Origin of the sequence: Rahnella bruchi (assembly GCF_003614975.1) — a bacterium.
Lineage (GTDB): Bacteria > Pseudomonadota > Gammaproteobacteria > Enterobacterales > Enterobacteriaceae > Rahnella > Rahnella bruchi.
This window is the reverse complement of record NZ_QZWI01000022.1, coordinates 21,491-40,540: the sequence shown is the minus strand read 5'-3', so window position 1 is coordinate 40,540 and position 19,050 is coordinate 21,491. Positions and strand designations below refer to the sequence as shown.

Annotated in this window: 8 protein-coding genes; 7 read left to right on the top strand and 1 reads right to left on the bottom strand. The window is 51.9% G+C overall.

The window, feature by feature from the left end; all coding sequences use genetic code 11:
• The first annotated feature begins 9 nt into the window (after positions 1-9).
• The 6 genes from D5398_RS23570 (at position 10) to D5398_RS23545 (ending at position 7,156) form a co-directional block, all read left to right on the top strand.
• Positions 10-2,118, top strand: coding sequence for a fimbria/pilus outer membrane usher protein (locus D5398_RS23570; protein ID WP_244216831.1), 2,109 nt, complete (start codon positions 10-12; stop codon positions 2,116-2,118).
• A 251-nt stretch (positions 2,119-2,369) separates the two neighbouring features.
• Positions 2,370-2,690, top strand: coding sequence for a helix-turn-helix domain-containing protein (locus D5398_RS23565; RefSeq protein ID WP_120509789.1), 321 nt, complete (start codon positions 2,370-2,372; stop codon positions 2,688-2,690).
• Positions 2,680-3,945, top strand: coding sequence for a type II toxin-antitoxin system HipA family toxin (locus tag D5398_RS23560; protein ID WP_120509788.1), 1,266 nt, complete (start codon positions 2,680-2,682; stop codon positions 3,943-3,945). Before D5398_RS23565 ends, D5398_RS23560 begins: the two co-directional genes overlap by 11 nt.
• Positions 3,946-4,188: 243 nt before the next feature.
• Positions 4,189-4,950, top strand: a complete 762-nt coding sequence (locus D5398_RS23555; protein WP_120509787.1) for an endonuclease/exonuclease/phosphatase family protein — start codon at positions 4,189-4,191, stop codon at positions 4,948-4,950.
• Positions 4,947-6,194, top strand: a complete 1,248-nt coding sequence (gene clsB / locus D5398_RS23550) for a cardiolipin synthase ClsB (protein ID WP_120509786.1) — start codon at positions 4,947-4,949, stop codon at positions 6,192-6,194. The genes D5398_RS23555 and clsB overlap by 4 nt, the downstream gene beginning before the upstream one ends.
• Positions 6,194-7,156, top strand: a complete 963-nt coding sequence (locus tag D5398_RS23545; RefSeq protein ID WP_120509785.1) for a lysylphosphatidylglycerol synthase domain-containing protein — start codon at positions 6,194-6,196, stop codon at positions 7,154-7,156. The genes clsB and D5398_RS23545 overlap by 1 nt, the downstream gene beginning before the upstream one ends.
• Positions 7,157-7,271: 115 nt before the next feature.
• On the opposite strand, the gene D5398_RS23540 is transcribed toward D5398_RS23545, so the two are convergent.
• Entirely contained in the window at positions 7,272-8,303 is a 1,032-nt protein-coding gene (locus tag D5398_RS23540) for a tyrosine-type recombinase/integrase (protein WP_120509784.1), read from the bottom strand.
• Between the two features lie 1,076 nt (positions 8,304-9,379).
• Between D5398_RS23540 and D5398_RS23535 the strand changes: the two genes are divergently transcribed.
• Positions 9,380-18,829: an Ig-like domain-containing protein gene (locus D5398_RS23535; protein ID WP_162940831.1), complete on the top strand. Its 9,450-nt coding sequence runs from the start codon at positions 9,380-9,382 to the stop codon at positions 18,827-18,829.
• Positions 18,830-19,050: the final 221 nt, after the last annotated feature.

Below are 19,050 nucleotides of genomic sequence, written 5' to 3'. Positions count from 1 at the left end.
CCCTAACCTGTGCGACATATCCCTCTGTTTATTGTTCTCCTCTCCTGGTTTTTTGTCCGGCCAGCCCACGCTGCGGATAAAACATTTATTATTTTCAATAACACTTATAAAGGCGCTATATCTCTGGATATCAGCGGAGATTACCCCTGCCTGACCCATTCATTGCTGGAAGAGTGGGGGGTACGTAAAGAGATCGTTTCACGTCTTGCCTGGAATGCAGCAGGATGCCTGACCCGCAAGTCAGCAACGCAGTTTCATTTTCAGTTCTGGTACAGTAAATCTGCGGGTCTTCTGACACTGCTGTTCCCCAAAAACACCATCATTCCTCAGCAAAATGGCGTAGTAACCAGCCGTTGGGACGACGGTATCAATGCATTTTTTACAAATTACCGTGTTGACCTGGACCACCTGAATACGAAAAGTCAGTGGGATACACTCGGGAATGATGCTTCTCTCAATCTGGATAGCGGCCTGAATGTTGGCGCGTGGCGTTTACGCTATCAGAATACCTTCTGGCACGAGCAGACAGGAGACCAGGGTTCTTACACCCGTTCCTATTCTTTGTGGCGCAGTATTCAGTCGATGCGTTCCCGCTTCACCCTGGGTGACGGGACAACCTCGGCGGCAATGTTTGAGGCTCTCAGCTTTCGCGGTATCTCATTAGCCAGCAATCAGGCAATGTTTCCCGATCGCTGGCGGCCTTCCTCACCCTGGATTAATGGCTACGCGCACACTGACGCAGAAGTCACGATTCATCAAAACGGACTGCGCGTGTACCGTATCCACGTGCCGGCAGGCTCTTTTTCGATTAAAGATTTTTACCCGCCCGATCCGCAGGGTGATCTGGAAATCACCATTCAGGAGGATGATGGCACCGAGAAAACCCGAATTATACCGTGGTCCGTCATGCCGAACCTTACCGGTGAAAATATAGTCAGTTATGAGTTGGTTGCAGGACGATTTCAACCTTATACCGGTAATGATAGCGACAAGGATCGCTTCATACAGTCCACTTTTTCCTGGGGAGCGGGGCCAGGTTTGACGCTGTATGCCGGGGGGCAGCAAGGGGAAAACTATGCAAGTCAGGTTGTCGGGCTGGGTAAAGATCTCTATGCGCTCGGCGCACTTTCTGTTGATTTCAGTGCAGCACGCTATCGCCAGAAAGGTGAAAACAATAGCGGAACGGTGTGGCGGCTTCGCTATTCGAAAGCTTTTTTAACTACCCAGACACACCTCAACGCTCAGCTACAGGCCTGGCCACACGGTAGTCAGTACCGGACTATGGAAGAGAAAATAGATCGTGCTGATTCGTTACGTTACGGCTGGGATGATGACACCGTACGGCGCGCAGTCCGGGGACAGTTCGAGGTAAATCAGAACTTTAGCGAAGACTCCACGCTGAGCCTGAGCTGGGACTGGACGCGCTCGCGGATGCGGCATGGCAGTCATCAAAGTCTCACGCTTAATGTAGACACCCGCTTTAACGACATGGATATAAGCATGTATGCCGGCAGAGAAAGGGATCTGGACGACCCGACAGAATCTGTCTTCGGTTTTAGCATTAGCATTCCCTTTTCAATGGGAAGCCAAACGCCAAATATCGGATATCTGGCCGATCTGTCCAGCCGGGATAAAAACAGTAACGGTGTTAATCTCTACGGTGCAGCAATGGATGACTACAGTCTGACGTATGACGTGACAGCAAAACACACGATCCATGGTGACGATGAGTTAGAAGCCACGACGGGGTACCAATACAATACGGGTGAAGCCAATTTTGGTGTGACACGCAACAGTACCGAGGGTGTCTATCATGCGGATGTGAGTGGCAGTGTTTTGGTTTACAGCAAAGGGGTCACGTTCGGTCAGCAACTGGGGGATACCGCCGCACTGGTACGAGTACCGCACACCGCCGGAGTCAGTTTTTATAATCAGTTTGGTGCGAAAACAAATGACGACGGTGATCTTTTGGTCAGCTATATGACCCCCTGGCGGGTCAATACGATCACGGTAGACAGCTTAAATCTGCCAGACAATGTACATCTGCAAAATGATGAACTCGAAGTGGTACCTACTGAGGGTGCAATTGTTGAACGCAGTTTTCTTCCGGTTAACTAATGCCTGTCTTTGAGGTTTCCGGACAAACGTTACGCAACTTAAGATCAATCACCTGTTACACACTGACTCGTTAAGGCTCGTCCTTCAGCCCAGGAAGGATGCCAGCCTGGCCTGATAACTCTTCTATAGCATGAATTATCTTCTTTAATGCCTGATAAATCCCAAATTTAGGGTCTTAATGACATTGCCATAAAAAAACTTAACTCTATAATAGAGTGTATTAAACGCTTTTATCGTGGATAACACACTGCATGATGGATTTAAGTCTTACCAAGCCTGGCGAGGTTGTTAAACTGCTCTGCGACCGGCTGCGCAAGGAAAGGCTTTCGCAGCAGATGACTCAGGCCGAAGTCGCTGCCCGTGCCGGTATCGGTGTGAACACCGTGTCGAATCTTGAATCAGGGAAGAATGTCGGGTTTGAAAATGTAGTGAGAGTTGCGATGGTGCTGGGTCGGTTCAGGGAGCTGGAGGCCCTTTTCAAGCCGAAGGTGGACACTCTGGATGACATCCTTAAGTATGAAAAAAGCTTAAAACGCCAACGAATCAGGAAGAGAACTGACGATGCCGAATAAAATCGATGTGTACTATGAGGGCTGGGGTGAACACTGGCTGTGGGGAACACTTGTGTCCTCAACCGCTCTTACAGGTCGTCCGCTCATCATGTTCGAATACAGCGATGAGGCATTACGAAAAGGTCTGGAATTGTCTGCGTACACCTTACCGTTGCGCGGTGGAAAACTAAGACAAGATTTTCCACAACATCAGTTAGGTTTACCCGGGCCAGTTTATGATTCTCTCCCCGATGGCTGGGGGATGCTTTTGATGGATCGTTTGTTCAAACAGCGGGGTTTGAGTGTCGCCCGGATCGGGCCACTGGAAAGGTTAACCTATATTGGTGCCAACGCCATGGGGGCGATGTCATTCCAGCCAGCACAACCTGAAGCATCGGCTTTAAAAGAAGACATTCCGCTTACACAACTTGCCTCTGAAGTTCAGGAAGTTCTCGATGGCGAAGGCGGGGCGTTTTTGCAGCGGTTACTGCAAATGGGGGGATCGCCTCAGGGTGCCCGACCGAAAGCGCTGCTTTCCCGTGATCCGCTTTCAGGCACATTCACGACCCGGCCTGCGGCAGGGCTGGAAAACTGGCTGATTAAGTTTCCGGCAAAGCAAGAGCATCCGGAAGTGTGCGCCATCGAAGCGGTTTATTCGCAATGCCTGCGTATATGCGGCATCCAGACGCCAGACACACAGTATTTCAGTCTGCCTGATGGCCAGGCGGCATTCGCCACAAAACGCTTTGACCGGGAAAAGGGGATGAGGGTGCCCATGCAAAGCCTTGCCGCTTTCACAGGTGCCAATTACCAGTCCCCTGGCGCACTCGACTATACGAATTTCCTGCGCGCGACGCAGATGTGCACCAATGATGCCCGTGAGAAGGTGCTGGCTTTTGAGCGTGTAGTTTTCAACATTGCGTTCAATAACCGCGATGATCATCCAAAAAACTTCTCATATCTGATGTCGCCTGACGGCAAATGGACACTGGCTCCAGCATACGATGTCACGTATTGCGAAGGCCCAGGGGGTTATCATCAAATGGATGTCATGGGAGAGGCGCTGGAAATTGACCGAAAACACATCCTGACTCTTGCAAAGGAAGAAGCAGAATTAACGCCAATTCAGGCAAGTTTGATCATAGAGAAAATCTGCGATGCGGCGGCCGGTTTTGCAAACTTAGCGAAGGATATGTTCCGGGAACAGATCACTTCCGAAACGCAGAAATCCATTCAGAATGACATCGATATGAACATCAAACGTCTGCTCAAATAGATGTACTATTTCACAAGTATGAAGTGTGCTATTTGTAACACTCTGATTTTAGATTTGTTGTTTTGCGCAATCTGAGAAATGGCATAACCACGACCTGCCTTATCCCGGCTGCATCTGCAAAGTTGCGCGGAAAGCGCAGCCCTGAAAGACCGGACTTTTGGGAAAAATCCATAACTGCTCCGCTTTTCGTGACAGAAACTATACTTTATTTTCATCAAGATAGTGACACTGGCAGGAGAGTAAATGACCCAAAACACCCGGCACTTTTCGTTAAAGCTACTGACGATTAATACACATAAGGGCTTCAATGCGTTTAATAAACGCTTCATTTTACCCGAGTTGCGCGACGCGGTACGCACCGTCAGCGCCGATATCGTCTGCCTGCAGGAAGTGATGGGCGCGCATGAAGTGCATTCGTTGCAGGTTGAAAACTGGCCGGACAAAACCCATTACGAGTTTCTTGCTGACACCACGTGGAACGATTTTGCCTACGGGCGCAACGCGGTTTACCCTGAAGGTCATCACGGTAACGCCGTGCTATCTCGCTATCCCATTGAACATTATGAGAATCGCGACGTGTCGGTTGCGGGTAGTGAGAACCGGGGTCTGTTGTACTGCCGCATTGTGCCTCCCCAGCTGGATTTTCCTGTCCATGTGATTTGCGTACATCTTGGCCTGCGCGAAGCGCACCGTCAGGCGCAGCTCAACATACTTGCCGAGTGGGTTAACGCTTTCCCGGAGGGAGAACCGGTGCTGGTCGCGGGTGATTTCAACGACTGGCGGCAAAAGGCCAACCATCCGCTTAAAATGCGGGCGGGCCTGGATGAGATTTTCACCCGTGCGAAAGGTCGACCGGCGCGCACTTTCCCGGTCAGTATGCCGCTACTGCGTCTTGACAGAATCTACGTGAAAAATGCCAATGCCAGCACGCCCGCCGCGCTGCCGCTGCGTAACTGGCGTCATCTGTCCGATCATGCCCCGTTAAGCGCGGAGATCCACCTATGAAAACAGCATGGCAGGAAGGGAATCACATCCAGCTTCTGGAAAATGGCGACGAATATTATCCGGCATTATTTGACGCTATTGATAACGCTCAGAGTAAAGTGATTCTCGAAACTTTTATCTGGTTTGAAGATAACGTGGGTCGCCGTTTGCATGCGGTGCTCCTGCGCGCCGCACTGCGCGGTGTCGACGTTCAGGTGCTGCTCGACGGGTATGGCTCGCATGGCCTGAGCGATGATTTCGTCAGCGAACTGACTTCGGCAGGCGTCGCTTTTCGCTATTACGATCCACGGCGGCCACTGTTTGGTATGCGAACCAATTTGTTCCGGCGTATGCACCGTAAAATTGTTGTCATCGACAATAAGTTGGCATTTGTCGGCGGGATTAATTACTCCGCCGAGCACATGTCCGACTACGGCCCCGAGGCCAAACAGGACTACGCCGTGCGGGTAGAAGGCCCGGTGGTGGATGACATTTTAAAATTTGAGTTGGAAAATCTGCCCGACCATGCACAAACCCGCCGATGGTGGCAGCAACGTCGCCGCTATCATGCGGCCGAAAATCGTCATCCCGGCGAGGCGCAGGCGCTGTTTGTCTGGCGGGATAACGACGATCACAGTGATGACATTGAGCGCCACTATCTGAAAATGCTCTCCAGCGCCAAGCGTGAAGTGATTATCGCCAACGCCTATTTCTTTCCTGGCTACCGTCTGCTGCACGCCATGCGTAATGCGGCCCGCCGTGGGGTAAGGGTGAAGCTCATTGTGCAGGGGGAACCGGATATGCCGATTGTCAAAGTCGGTGCGGAACTACTGTACAACTATCTGCTGAAAGGCGGGGTGCAGGTCTATGAATATCGGCGTCGTCCGCTGCACGGCAAAGTCGCGCTGATGGACGCTCACTGGGCGACGGTCGGCTCGAGCAATCTCGATCCGCTGAGCTTGTCGCTCAACCTTGAGGCCAATCTCATTATCCATGACCGCACGTTTAACCAGACGCTGCGTGAAAATCTCAACGGCATTATCGCTAATGACTGCCAGCGTGTGGATGAAACCATGGCCCCGAAACGCACCTGGTGGAACCTGGCGAAAAACGTGGTCGTTTTCCACTTCCTGCGTAAATTCCCGGCAATGGTCGGCTGGCTACCGGCACACACGCCAAGGCTTTCTCTGGTAACAGCGCCCGTACAGCCCGAAATTGAAACGCAGGATCGGGTGACGTCAGAGAAATCGGAGGTGAAACCCTGATGTCCACATCGCATCCAAAGTGGCGTCTGGCGAAAAAAATCCTCACCGGTATTTTCTTTATCGCCATAGCCGTACTGCTGGTGGTTTATGCCCGCACGGTCAACTGGGAAGACGTGTGGAAGGTCATTCGTCATTACAACCGCACGTCACTGTTGATGTCTGTGGCGCTGGTGATCCTTAGCTATCTCCTGTATGGCTGTTATGACCTGCTCGCACGCGCTTATTGCGGACACAAACTCGCGGCACGTCAGGTGATGCTGGTGTCATTTATCTGCTACGCCTTTAATCTCACGCTCAGTACCTGGGTTGGCGGCATTGGCATGCGATACCGGCTTTACTCGCGGCTGGGTCTGCCCGGCGGCACGATCACCCGCATTTTCTCGCTGAGCATAACCACTAACTGGCTTGGCTATATTTTGCTGGGTGGAATCATCTTCACCGCCGGTGTCGTCGAACTGCCTTCGCACTGGTATATCGACGCCAGCACATTGCGCATTGTAGGCATTGGGCTGCTGGCGATGGTGGCGGTTTACGTGTGGTTCTGCGCCTTTGCTAAACACCGCCATATGACGGTTAAGGGGCAAAAGCTTGTGCTGCCGTCGTTTAAATTCGCGCTGGCCCAGATGGTAATTTCAAGCGCTAACTGGATGGCAATGGGGGCGATTATCTGGCTGCTGCTGGGTCAGGATGTGAACTATTTCTTTGTACTGGGTGTGCTGTTGGTCAGCAGTATCGCCGGGGTGATTGTGCATATTCCTGCGGGGATCGGTGTGCTGGAAGCGGTGTTTATCGCGCTGCTGGCGGGTGAACATACTTCGCAGGGCACGATTATCGCCGCACTGCTGGCCTATCGCCTGCTCTACTACTTCCTGCCGTTGCTGCTCGCTCTTGTGTGTTATTTGCTACTTGAAAGTCGGGCGAAAAAATTGCGAACGAAGAACGAGAAGGCAATGGCGAAATGAGCCTGAGACTGCTGGCTATGGCTTACGGGCATGCTCCGTGAGCCTTAATGCCATCGCGGAGAAAGAAGATGGTAATTAATATTTATTAAGTATGAATTATTAATTTCTGCGTGCTTTATTTACTATTCCTTTCCATCAGATCGACCATCGCCCCTTCATGTGCCTGCAGATTACGGATATAACGCATCAGTGTCTCAGGCTTTTTCCATGTCCCTTCCTGCATAATCTGGGCAACAGCGTAGCCACGGCCCGCCATATCCTGAGCAGCGCCGACACGGGCACTGTGGCCGGTCCATCGCGTATAGCGCCCTTTATTTGGGGTGATGGTTTCAGAAACGCCAACCGTATGCCAGGCCGTAGAAAAAATAAATTCTATCGCTGGCGTGCTCAACGGACGGGTGATGGAGAGAGTCGCGTTCCCCGAGCGGTGTACCGGACAAAAGAGAAAAGCATCGGGTTCGGTGCTGATACCTGCCACCGATAACCATTCAGACAATCGCCGTGAGGACTGCGAGCTAAGAGATTTAATCAGGCCGCCTGTCTGAACAATGGTTTTGGTATAACTGACATTGAGGATGATTCGGCCATCGGACGCCCGGGAGATGTCACGAACCCGGAGGCGGGCTAATTCGCTGATACGCAGCAGCGTGCTGTAAGCAACATGAAGAAATGCAAGGTCCCGTTTTTGGCGAAGCAATTTCGAGTCAGACCATAACGCATCGAGCTCTAGAAGATTTTCAAGACGGAAAGGCACCGCCTGACCCGTTCGTTCCCCCGTGACAACCGCAACACGATTTATCCTTTTGACAGCGCGGAATACCAGCGGTGAGGTGTTAGGAGGGGTGAGGCCAGCGTTACGGTGTAACATGGAAATTAAAGAACCATGCGTTGAGACGGTTGAAGAGGCCCGGCCATTCTCCTGCAACCAGTTCAAATAGTCACGAAGGTCTGCCGGAAGCATAGGCAAAAACTGACGGCGATTCTCTGCCGACCACCGATGACAGATCCGCATAACGCTCATCAGCTGTCGCCAGGTATTGGGTGAAAATGCCTCCTTGTCCTGAACAAACTCCTTGAGCCTGGCCAGAACCTCTTCCTCCGCCTGAATAACAGGCAGTATCTGGTGAGTGGGTGATAATTTGCCCATAAATAGCTTTAAAAGCGAACTCCTGAATTCTGACAACGCTACGTCGATTCTGATAAAGATGCAGGGGCGTTACCTTACAGATTTCACGTAGCGATATCTGCATAAATTCGCGGTGAAAATCATCTCCCACTGTCACTGCTGTATAGATTACCCGCTCCGTCTTTTGAAGGCTAACTTTATATAAGTCCCATTATATAAAGTTAGAAATTGAAAAAGATGCTCACAGAGCAAAGGAGAAGTGCGCAGATTTGTGAGAGCATTTTTGGTGAGGATTATCGTCTTCATCGCAAAGAGGGGACTGGATCAGCAGGTCTATATACAATTCAACAGGATCCCTAAATAACAACTTCAGATTCTGTCACTCCAGATAAGAAGTCCCTTCAGCTTAACAAATTGTGGATTTCCTATGCGGGGATATAATTCATGCAGTGATTAATCTTTATGGTAATAATGAAATCCCACTTCACAAACCTTGTCTAATACGCTAATTTCCACGGCCGTGAAATTGCCAAACTGGAATGTAATATAAAAAATCGTGGCCAGAACACTTCTGATTTGCATTCTCAATATGCCTGATAGTGAAATACTCCAGAGCTGTATTTTGTTAAATTATGATCGGATATATTTTAAATTAAATTTAAATACTCCACGACTTATTCTCTGACCATTATCGATTTACCGGCAATGGATTTCTGCAAATGAGCGGGCAAAAGACCGATTTTAAATCCATAAAAAAACTTCATATTTAACATATTGATATACTTAAAACTTCGTTTGGTAAACGATGTTAGCCCCCGTTTTCTCATCATGGAAATCTGTTCAAATCTCATACAAGACCTGACATTAGTGAATACATTAATGTGCGGCAGGCACGCATTCAATAAATTTAAATCGATTATTTAAAACCTTTAAATATTTTGTATTTATAGTGAGTTACTTACACTTCAGGCTTAAATAAGCATTTTCCATTATTTAAATAACTGTCAATTGCAGATCATATTATGGATCATTGTAGGTCATTGAACGTGCCAAGCCTCCGTTTATTTATTTTTTAAGAAACAATGCCAAGGATAGACATGAATTTCTCAGATGATAAAAACTCACCCTCATTACGAAAAAAACTGATTACCTGGGTCTGTATTTATCTCCAGCTTATTCCGCCTATCTCTGGCCTTGCAATCGCTTTTCCGGCCATCGCCTCGCAAGAGCACATGCTGCCCTCTGCGCCGGCAACGACTGAAGGTAAAAATCCTTTTGACCAACATCTTGCCTCCGGTGCGATTGCTATCGGGAGCACATTTTCGAACGAGGATCGTAGTTCCTCCGAAGCGTTGTCAGATTATGCGCGCAGTCAGGCCGGAAGTGCCGTTAACAGCACGGTTGAAGGTTGGCTTAGCCAGTTTGGCACCGTGCGATCGCAAATCAACCTGGGGAATGACTTTTCTCTGAGTGAAAGCAGCCTCGATATGCTGGTCCCCCTTTACGACTCCCCGCGAAATATATTGTTCAGCCAGCTGGGGGCGCGTCGTAAAGATAGCCGGACAACGATCAACGTCGGAGCGGGGGTGCGCTTCTTCCCTGACGACACGTGGATGATCGGCACCAATGCATTCTTTGATAATGATATTACCGGACATAACACCCGTCTTGGATTAGGGGGAGAACTTTGGATGGATTATCTGAAGATGTCCGCTAATGGTTATCAGCGCCTCTCCGGCTGGCATGATTCGCGCGATCTTGAAGATTACGACGAGCGTCCGGCAAACGGTTTCGATCTCCAGGTTAATGCTTTCTTGCCTGCTTATCCGCAGCTTGGCGGTAAGTTAATGTATGAACAATATTATGGCGACGCGGTAGCACTGTTTGGTAGCGATGATCTTCAGGAAGATCCGTACGCCGTCACAGTCGGCGTGAATTATACCCCTATCCCGATGCTGTCCCTCAGTGCCGAACAAAAAATGGGCAAATCAGGTAAAAATGATTTCAACCTGAGCATGGCTCTGACTTATCAAATCGATCAATCCTGGGAACAAAATGCCTCTCCTGCGGCCGTGGATGCCATGCGTAAGCTCGCCCGCAGCCGCTATGATCTGGTTGAGCGTAACAATAATATTGTTCTCGAATACCGCAAACAGCAGGTCATTAAGATGCATCTGGCTCCCGAGAAGTTGCAGGGAGAAAGCCAAAGTAAGCAGACTCTGACCGCTCAGGTCAACAGCAAATATGGTCTGAAAAATATTGCCTGGAGTGGCAGTAGTTATCTGCAGGCCGGTGGCACCATCAAAACAATTGATTCCCGACACTTCGAACTGACGCTTCCGGCCTGGAAAGTGACTCAGGAAGCGCAGGCTGCATCGACTCATAAAAGTGGAATACGATCCAGCGATGCAAGTCGGATTCTGAACACCTATGTGCTTACCGCTGTCGCGGAAGGTAGCAAAGGGAATAAATCAAAACCGTCTCATCTGACCGTTGAAGTGTTGCCACCGCAGGCGCATTTTGGCAATGATGTGACCGTTAACGGTGACAATGCGGCGCCGGACGGCGTATCCCCGGTGAACGTGGTATTCCACGTAGTTGATGACCATAAAAAACCGCTGCAAGGTGAACCGGTCTCACTGACAGTGACTCTGGCAGATAACAGTAAAGCGACCAAGCAGGTTATCTCGGATGCGAGTGGTAATACGCCGCTTGATGTTGTCAGTGCAGTTTCCGGCGAGGCCGGAGTCGTTGCTACGCTCCGCGGTGGCGAAAGCAGTGAAGTAAAAATCCATTTTGCAGATTCGCAGGCCGATGCTGCCCACTCTTCACTGACGGCATCTCCGGAAAGCATCGCTGCTAACGATGTGGCAACCACCACGCTGATGCTGACCGTTCACGACAGCCAGGATAAACCGCTTACCGGTTTATCCGGTGTGGGCTTCAACGTTTCAGGTCTGGACGGCACTCGTCTTAGCGCCGTAAAAGAAACATCTGCGGGTGTTTACACCGCAACCCTGAGCGGATCTCAGACTGGCACCGCCACCGTAACAGCGCAAACAGCGGGGAAAAATCTGCAAGGCGTAAGCACCACTGTCCTGCTGACTCCCGATGTAAGCAGCGCACGCATCAATCCGGGCGATTTCACTGTCATCACCAACAATGTGAAAGCCGACGGTGTTTCTGCGGCTATCGTTCAGGCTCTCGTCACGGATGCCAGTGACAATCCGCTTGCTAATATGCCCGTCGCCTTTACCGCCACCTCCGGAGCCACGATTACGCAAAGTGCTGTGACTAACGCGCAGGGGATAGTGAAAGTTCCGATCACTCACACAAAACTAGGCGCAGTGACGGTAACGGCAACGGTGAATGGCAGCAGCCAGAACGTCCAGGTTAATTTTATTGCGGATAAATCCTCCGCCAGCGGCCAGCTGAGTGTCCCCGCCGATAATGCGATTGCCAATGGTATTGCAACCAACGTTGTTGAGCTCGAAGCAAAAGATGCACAAGGCAATGCGGTTGCAGGGATCAATATCACCTTCAGCGCGACTAATGGGGCAGTCGTTGCCACCGCAAGCGGTGTGACCGACGAAGCCGGTAAGTTAAGTACCGCGCTGACCAGCACGGTTGCCGGTGCAAGCACTGTCACGGCGAAAACGGCCAGCGGTGAGGTGTTAAATACAACCACCACCTTCAGCGCAGATACCAGTACTGCGACGATTACGTCTGGTGACCTGAGCGTCGTGACGAACGACTCGGTGGCAAACGGCATCGCCCGCAATCAGGTGCAGGTCAAAGTGACAGATGCGAAAGGAAATGCAGTTCCGGCGCAGACGGTGACATTTAGCGCAGGAAACGGTGCAGTCATTGAAACCAGCGGCACGACGGACAACAACGGTCTGGTCATTGTCGGATTAACCAGCAAAAAAGCAGGCGACAGCCTGGTGACGGCAAACGTTAACAGCCATAGCCAGACAGTCAATACGACGTTTGTTGCCGATAACGCCACGGCTGAAGGTACTCTGGACGTCACAGCGGACGGTGCTGTCGCCAACGGCGTGGCGACCAATAGCGTTGAACTGACTATTCAGGATGCGGGCGGCAATCCGGTTCCGGGGACAAGCATTACGTTCAGCGCGACCAACGACGCGAAAGTCACTACCACCAGTGGCGTCACGGATAAAAACGGTAAGCTCAGCACCACTGCTACCAGCACCGTCGCCGGGATCAGTAAAGTCACGGCAAAATCGGCAAGCGGCGAGCAGTTGACTGCAAATATTAACTTTATTGCAGATGCCGGTACGGCGACCATTGTTGCCGGGGATTTGTCTGTGGTAACGAACGGCTCCGTGGCTAACGGCAGCGTACAAAATCAGGTCAGAGTAAAAGTGACGGATGCGCAGGGTAATCCTGTTCCCGCACAGACTGTCAGCCTCACCGCGGATAATGGGGCGAAAATCGATACCAGCGTCACGACCAACAGCCAGGGTCTGGCCACCGCCGGGCTGACCAGCCTGAAAGCGGGCGACAGCATAGTGACCGCGACCCTGAATGGTCAAAGCCAGACGGTAACGACGACGTTCATCGCCGATAAAATGACTGCACAAGGCACCCTGACTGTGACCAAAGACGGGGCTATCGCCAATGGCATCGCCACCAACAGTATTGAACTGGTGGTTCTGGATGCCGGGAATAATCCGGTCACCGGTGAAAGCATCACCTTCAGCGCAACCAATGGCACGACAGTGAATACCGCCACCAGTGTGACAAACAGTGAGGGTAAAGCCAGCACGGACCTCACAAGCCTTGTCGCAGGGAGCAGCCAGATCACCGCGACATCGGACAGCGGCGAGACCCTTGAGCAAACTGTCACCTTTGTTGCCGATACAGGCACTGCCACGATTACGTCTGGCGACCTGAGTATCGTGACAAACGACTCTGTCGCAAATGGCAGCGCCCGCAATCAGGTGCAGGTCAAAGTGACAGATGCGAAGGGGAACGCAGTACCGGCGCAGACGGTGACATTTAGCGCAGGAAACGGTGCAGTCATTGAAACCAGCGGCACGACGGATAGCAAAGGTCTGGTCATTGTCGGGTTAACCAGCAAGAAAGCGGGCGACAGCCTGGTGACGGCCAGCGTTAACAGCCACAGCCAGACCATCAGTACGACGTTCAAAGCGGACAAATCTACGCTGACAGGCGTACTGAGCGTGAAGCAGGATGACGCGGTAGCCAACGGCAGCGCAACAAACAGCGTACAAGCGCTGATAAGCGATGCAAATGGTAACCCGATTGAGAATGAGCCTGTCAGCTTCTCCGCCAATAACGGCGCCAACATTACGTCCAGCGTAACGACTGACGCCAACGGCATTGCGGTAGCCACGCTGACCAATACCCGCGCCGGGATTTCGACGGTGACGGGTTCAGCCAGTGGCGCGATAAAAACGGTGGAGACGAACTTCATTGCCGATACGTCAACAGCGCAGATTGCCAGCGGTGCAATGAGCATTGAGGTTAATCACGCCGCCACAGACGGCATCATGGAAAACCGTGTCCGTGTCGATGTGACCGATGCCTTTGGTAATGCGCTGAGTGATCAGACCGTCAGCTTTACAGCGAGTAATGGCGCAACCCTTCCGGCAACGAAAAAAACAGACGAGAGCGGGACACTTATCGTGCCTGTGACCAGTACGGTTGCGGGTGACAGCGTCATTACCGCCACCCTTAACGGTAGCCATCAGAGCGTTACCGTTAGCTTTGAAGCTGATGGCGACACAGCTCAAATCACTGAAGGTTCACTGGTGATGATCACTAACGACGCTGTGGCAAACGGCATTGCCACCAACAGCGTACAGGCAACAGTGACCGATGCCAGCGGGAATCCTGTTCCTGATGAACTGGTCAGCTTCAGCGGCAGCAATAATGCTCTCATCGCTGCCAACGGCACGACGGATATCACCGGTAAAGTGACAGTAACCCTGACCAGTAAAACTGCCGGAACAAGCGTGATTGTTGCCACCGTTAATGGCAGTACCCGGCAGGTAAATGCCAACTTTGTGGCAGACAGCCATACCGCACTGATTGTTTCGGGAAGCCTGAAAAAATTAAATGATGGTGCCGCTGCCAATGGAACGGCGGCCAACCGGGTGATACTGCGAGTCAGCGATGAAAATGGCAATGCGCTGGCGGACCAGACCGTGAGCTTCACCGCCAGTCATGGTGCGACGATAGCGTCAACGGCGACGACGGATGCTGACGGGGCATTGAGCCTGCCGGTCACCAGCACCGTGGCGGGTGCAAGTATCATCACCGCCTCGATTAATGGCAGCAGTCAGAATGTCACCGTTAACTTTGTCTATGACAAAAGTACGGCCGCGGTCAGCGAACTCACGATCCTCAATGACAACGTTGTGGCGAATGGTACAGACCTGAACCGCGTTCGCGTATTGATAAAAGACGAAAATGGCAACCTTGCGACAGATATGAGTGTGGGCCTGAGTGCCAGTAACGGCGCGAAAGTGGCGGCAACAGGCACAACGGATGCTAACGGCGAGTACATCGCATCGCTGACAAGTCTGATAGCCGGAACAAGCCAGTTCACAGCAGAAGCGAACGGGCAATCTCAGTCAGTCAACGTGCACTTCGTACCGGATAGCGGGACGGCGCAAATTGCCAGCGGCTCTCTGACGGTCACCCGGAACAACGCACTGGCGAACGGCAAGGAAACCAACGCGGTCCTGCTCAAGGTTACGGATGCCAATGGCAATGCCCTGGCAGACCAGACGGTGGCCTTTACGGCAGATAACGGCGCGACCATTGCACCTAGTGGCGTGAGCGGTTCTGACGGCACGCTGTCGGTACCGGTCACCAGTACCGTCGCTGGGGAACACAAGGTCACGGCGTCAATAAACGGCAGCAGCCAGAGCGTGACGATGAGCTTCAGCTATGACGCTGAAACGGCCACCGTCAGTACGCTGAGCGTCATGGATAATAATGCGCTGGCGAACGGCGCAGCGACGAACAGTGTCAAAGCGATTGTTCTCGATGCCCAGGGTAATGCTGTTCCTGATGTTGCAGTGGCATTCAGCGCAGATAACGGCGCGAAGATCACCGTAACCGGCATCAGCAATACGCAAGGTGAAGCCGTCGCGACGCTAACCAGCCTGGTTGCGGGAAGCACCGTGGTTAATGCACAAGTCAACGGCCACAGCGAATCCGCTACGGTTATCTTTACTGCTGACAACAGCACCGCGCAGATCACCGCAGCCAGTATGACGGTAACGAAAGATAACGCTGTCGCGAACGGCGTGGAGACCAACCGTGTCCAGCTGGCGGTTTCCGATGCCAATGGCAATGCGCTGGCGGACCAGACCGTGAGCTTCACCGCCAGTCATGGTGCGACGATAGCGTCAACGGCGACGACGGATGCTGACGGGGCATTAAGCCTGCCGGTCACCAGCACCGTGGCGGGTGCAAGTATCGTCACCGCCGCGATAAATGGCAGCAGTCAGAATGTCACCGTTAACTTTGTCTATGACAAAAGTACGGCCGCGGTCAGCAAACTCACGATCCTCAATGACAACGTTGTGGCGAATGGTACAGACCTGAACCGCGTTCGCGTATTGATAAAAGACGAAAATGGCAACCTTGCGACAGATATGAGTGTGGGCCTGAGTGCCAGTAACGGCGCGAAAGTGGCGGCAACAGGCACAACGGATGCTAACGGCGAGTACATCGCATCGCTGACAAGTCTGATAGCAGGAACAAGCCAGTTCACAGCAGAAGCGAACGGGCAATCTCAGTCAGTCAACGTGAACTTCGTACCGGATAGCGGGACGGCGCAGATTGCCAGCGGCTCTCTGACGGTCACCCGGAACAACGCCCTGGCCAACGGCACGGAAACCAACGCAGTCCTGCTTAAGGTTACGGATGCCAATGGCAATGCACTGGCAGACCAGACAGTGGCCTTTACAGCAGATAACGGCGCGACCATTGCACCTATTGGCGTGAGCGGTTCTGACGGCACGCTGTCGGTACCGGTCACCAGTACCGTAGCAGGGGAACACAAGGTCACGGCGTCAATAAACGGCAGCAGCCAGAGCGTGACGATGAGCTTCAGCTATGACGCTGAAACGGCCACCGTCAGTACGCTGAGCGTCATGGATAATAATGCGCTGGCGAACGGCGCAGCGACGAACAGTGTCAAAGCGATTGTTCTCGATGCCCAGGGTAATGCTGTTCCTGATGTTGCAGTGGCATTCAGCGCAGATAACGGCGCGAAGATCACCGTAACCGGCATCAGCAATACGCAAGGTGAAGCCGTCGCGACGCTAACCAGCCTGGTTGCGGGAAGCACCGTGGTCAATGCACAAGTCAACGGCCACAGCGAGTCCGCTACGGTTATCTTTACTGCTGACAGCAGCACCGCGCAGATCACCGCAGCCAGTATGACGGTTACGAAAGATAACGCTGTCGCGAACGGCGTGGAGACCAACCGTGTGCAGCTGGCGGTTTCCGATGCCAATGGCAATGCGCTGGCGGACCAGACCGTGAGCTTCACGGCGGACAATGGCGCTAAAATTGTAGCAACGGCGGTTACCGACGCTGAGGGTTCGTTAAGTGTGCCGGTCACCAGTACGGTTGCCAGTGAAAGCACCATCACTGCCACCATTAACGGCAGTACCACGAGCGTGAAGATGATTTTCAAAAATGACCCTTCAACTGCAACGATCGGCTCATTGGTTGTGGTTGACGACAACGCGATTGCCAATGGCATTGCCACAAACAGCGTGAAGGCGATAGTCAAAGACGGGCAGGGCAACGTTGTGCCAGATGCGGTGGTATCCTTCAGCGCGGATAATGGTGCAAGCATCGCCGCCAGCGGGACATCTTCGGAAGACGGTTCTGTGGCGGTAACGCTGACAAACCTCAGTGCGGGCACGACCACAGTCACCATGACAGTGAATGGAAACAGCCAGTCAATGGCGACGACATTTATTGCCGATAGCGCTACAGCCAATATCGCTGCCAGCGACATTAAGGTGCTGACCGATAACTCTGTGGCAAACGGGGTGAAGGCTAACCAGATTCAGGTCATTGTGAAGGATGCCAATAATAATCTGGTGCCTGATCAAACCGTCAGCTTCACGGCAACAGGGGCGACTGTGGCATCAACGGCCATCACAGACAGTGCCGGTCAGATCACTCTTCCTGTCACCTCAACAGTAGCGGGTGTCGCCACCCTCACTGCGACGGTCAATGGTAGCACGCAGAGCAAGACCATGACCTTTATCACTGACGCCGCCACCGCCCACGTAGCCGCGGAAGATTTTATAGTGATCAAAAACAACGCACTGTCCGACGGCGTGGAAGCAAACCAGGTTCAGGCCCGCGTTACCGATGCGTATGGGAATATTGTGAGTGACGCGCTTGTCAGCTTCAGCGCAACCAATGGCGCGGTTATAGGGGATGTCATCCCGACGGATGCTCAGGGGCTGGTGACGGCGAATATCACCACGCTTGAGCCTGGCATCAGTCAGATAACGGCAACCATCAGCGGCAACAAACAGAGCGTGGATGTGTCATTTGTTGCTGTCCGGACTCCGGTCATTACCGCTGTGAATGATGTTACAGAAGGCATCGTAGGTGAGATACAAAGCGGGCAACTGACGAACGAAGCCTCGCCTGTGCTGACAGGAACGGCGGACAAAAACGCGACCATCAGGTTATACAGCAATGGCAAATTAGTTGGCAGCGCCATCGTGGATGACAGCGGAAACTGGAGCGTAAAACCCGATTCACCGCTCACCGTTCAGGGTAATCAATCCCTCACCGTAACGGCGGCGTTAACGCCTGAAAGCCCTGAATCCCTGCCAACAGATGCCTTTATTCTGAATCTGGATTCCGTTATCCCGACACCGAAAGTGACCCGCGTTATGGATAGCTCAATGGTCGTCGCCGAGGGCGATACCACCACCGGGGAAAACGTGGTTATCGAGGGTACGGCAGAGGCAGGATCGACGGTAAATGTTTACATATTACGTATGGCCGACCGTGTATACGGAGTGTTGGGTACCACAACCGCAGATGCGAGTGGTAACTGGAGTTTTGCAGTAACGGACGATAGCGTTTTCGAGGGGTCGGGGGAATTCAGTTTCCAGGCGAAATCAACGGATGCCGCTGGAAATAGTACTAAAGTCGGTGATTGCGTGGCCTATTCGATTATTTTACAGCAATGGCCAGCGCCTGCGGGCACGCCAACCTATACACCGCAGTCCAATGGTGAAGCGATAACGGCTGACGTCGTTAGCTCCCTGCTGGGTACTAACAACAATGTGTTGATTATTTCTAACCCGCCGGCTAACTCCGTAAAGAGTATTGTACTGCCCACCCCCTCGTCGGCGAATAAAAATGCACACGTGTATATAGCTATTAATGGCAGCCAGACTACCGGAATTAAAACTGACGGAGCTATATTTACTACTCTGCCGGCCGGATCTAATACAACCTGGTATTCGGATGGTAGTAAATGGAAACAGGTCTATTAATTGAATCGTTAAGTTAATATTTTTTAGCATGATGTTTTCTTGTTATATCAACAAGGAAGCATCATGCTCCTACTTTTCATAATTCAGAATATTGTTTTCTCAGGGTTACCGTTGGGTTTTATGTCTAAATACGGCAAGTATGCGTATCTTATACATGAAGACTCCTTACGTTCAGGTCATTATTTTGAACGTAATGTTTGACGTTAGTCACGGGAATTTAT

Excerpts from the sequence above, each read along its gene's own strand:
- D5398_RS23565 (WP_120509789.1), top strand. The coding sequence starts at position 2,370 with ATGATGGATTTAAGTCTTACCAAGCCTGGCGAGGTTGTTAAACTGCTC.
- D5398_RS23560 (WP_120509788.1), top strand. The coding sequence starts at position 2,680 with ATGCCGAATAAAATCGATGTGTACTATGAGGGCTGGGGTGAACACTGG.
- D5398_RS23555 (WP_120509787.1), top strand. The coding sequence starts at position 4,189 with ATGACCCAAAACACCCGGCACTTTTCGTTAAAGCTACTGACGATTAAT.
- clsB (WP_120509786.1), top strand. The coding sequence starts at position 4,947 with ATGAAAACAGCATGGCAGGAAGGGAATCACATCCAGCTTCTGGAAAAT.
- D5398_RS23545 (WP_120509785.1), top strand. The coding sequence starts at position 6,194 with ATGTCCACATCGCATCCAAAGTGGCGTCTGGCGAAAAAAATCCTCACC.
- D5398_RS23540 (WP_120509784.1), bottom strand. The coding sequence starts at position 8,303 with ATGGGCAAATTATCACCCACTCACCAGATACTGCCTGTTATTCAGGCG.
- D5398_RS23535 (WP_162940831.1), top strand. The coding sequence starts at position 9,380 with ATGAATTTCTCAGATGATAAAAACTCACCCTCATTACGAAAAAAACTG.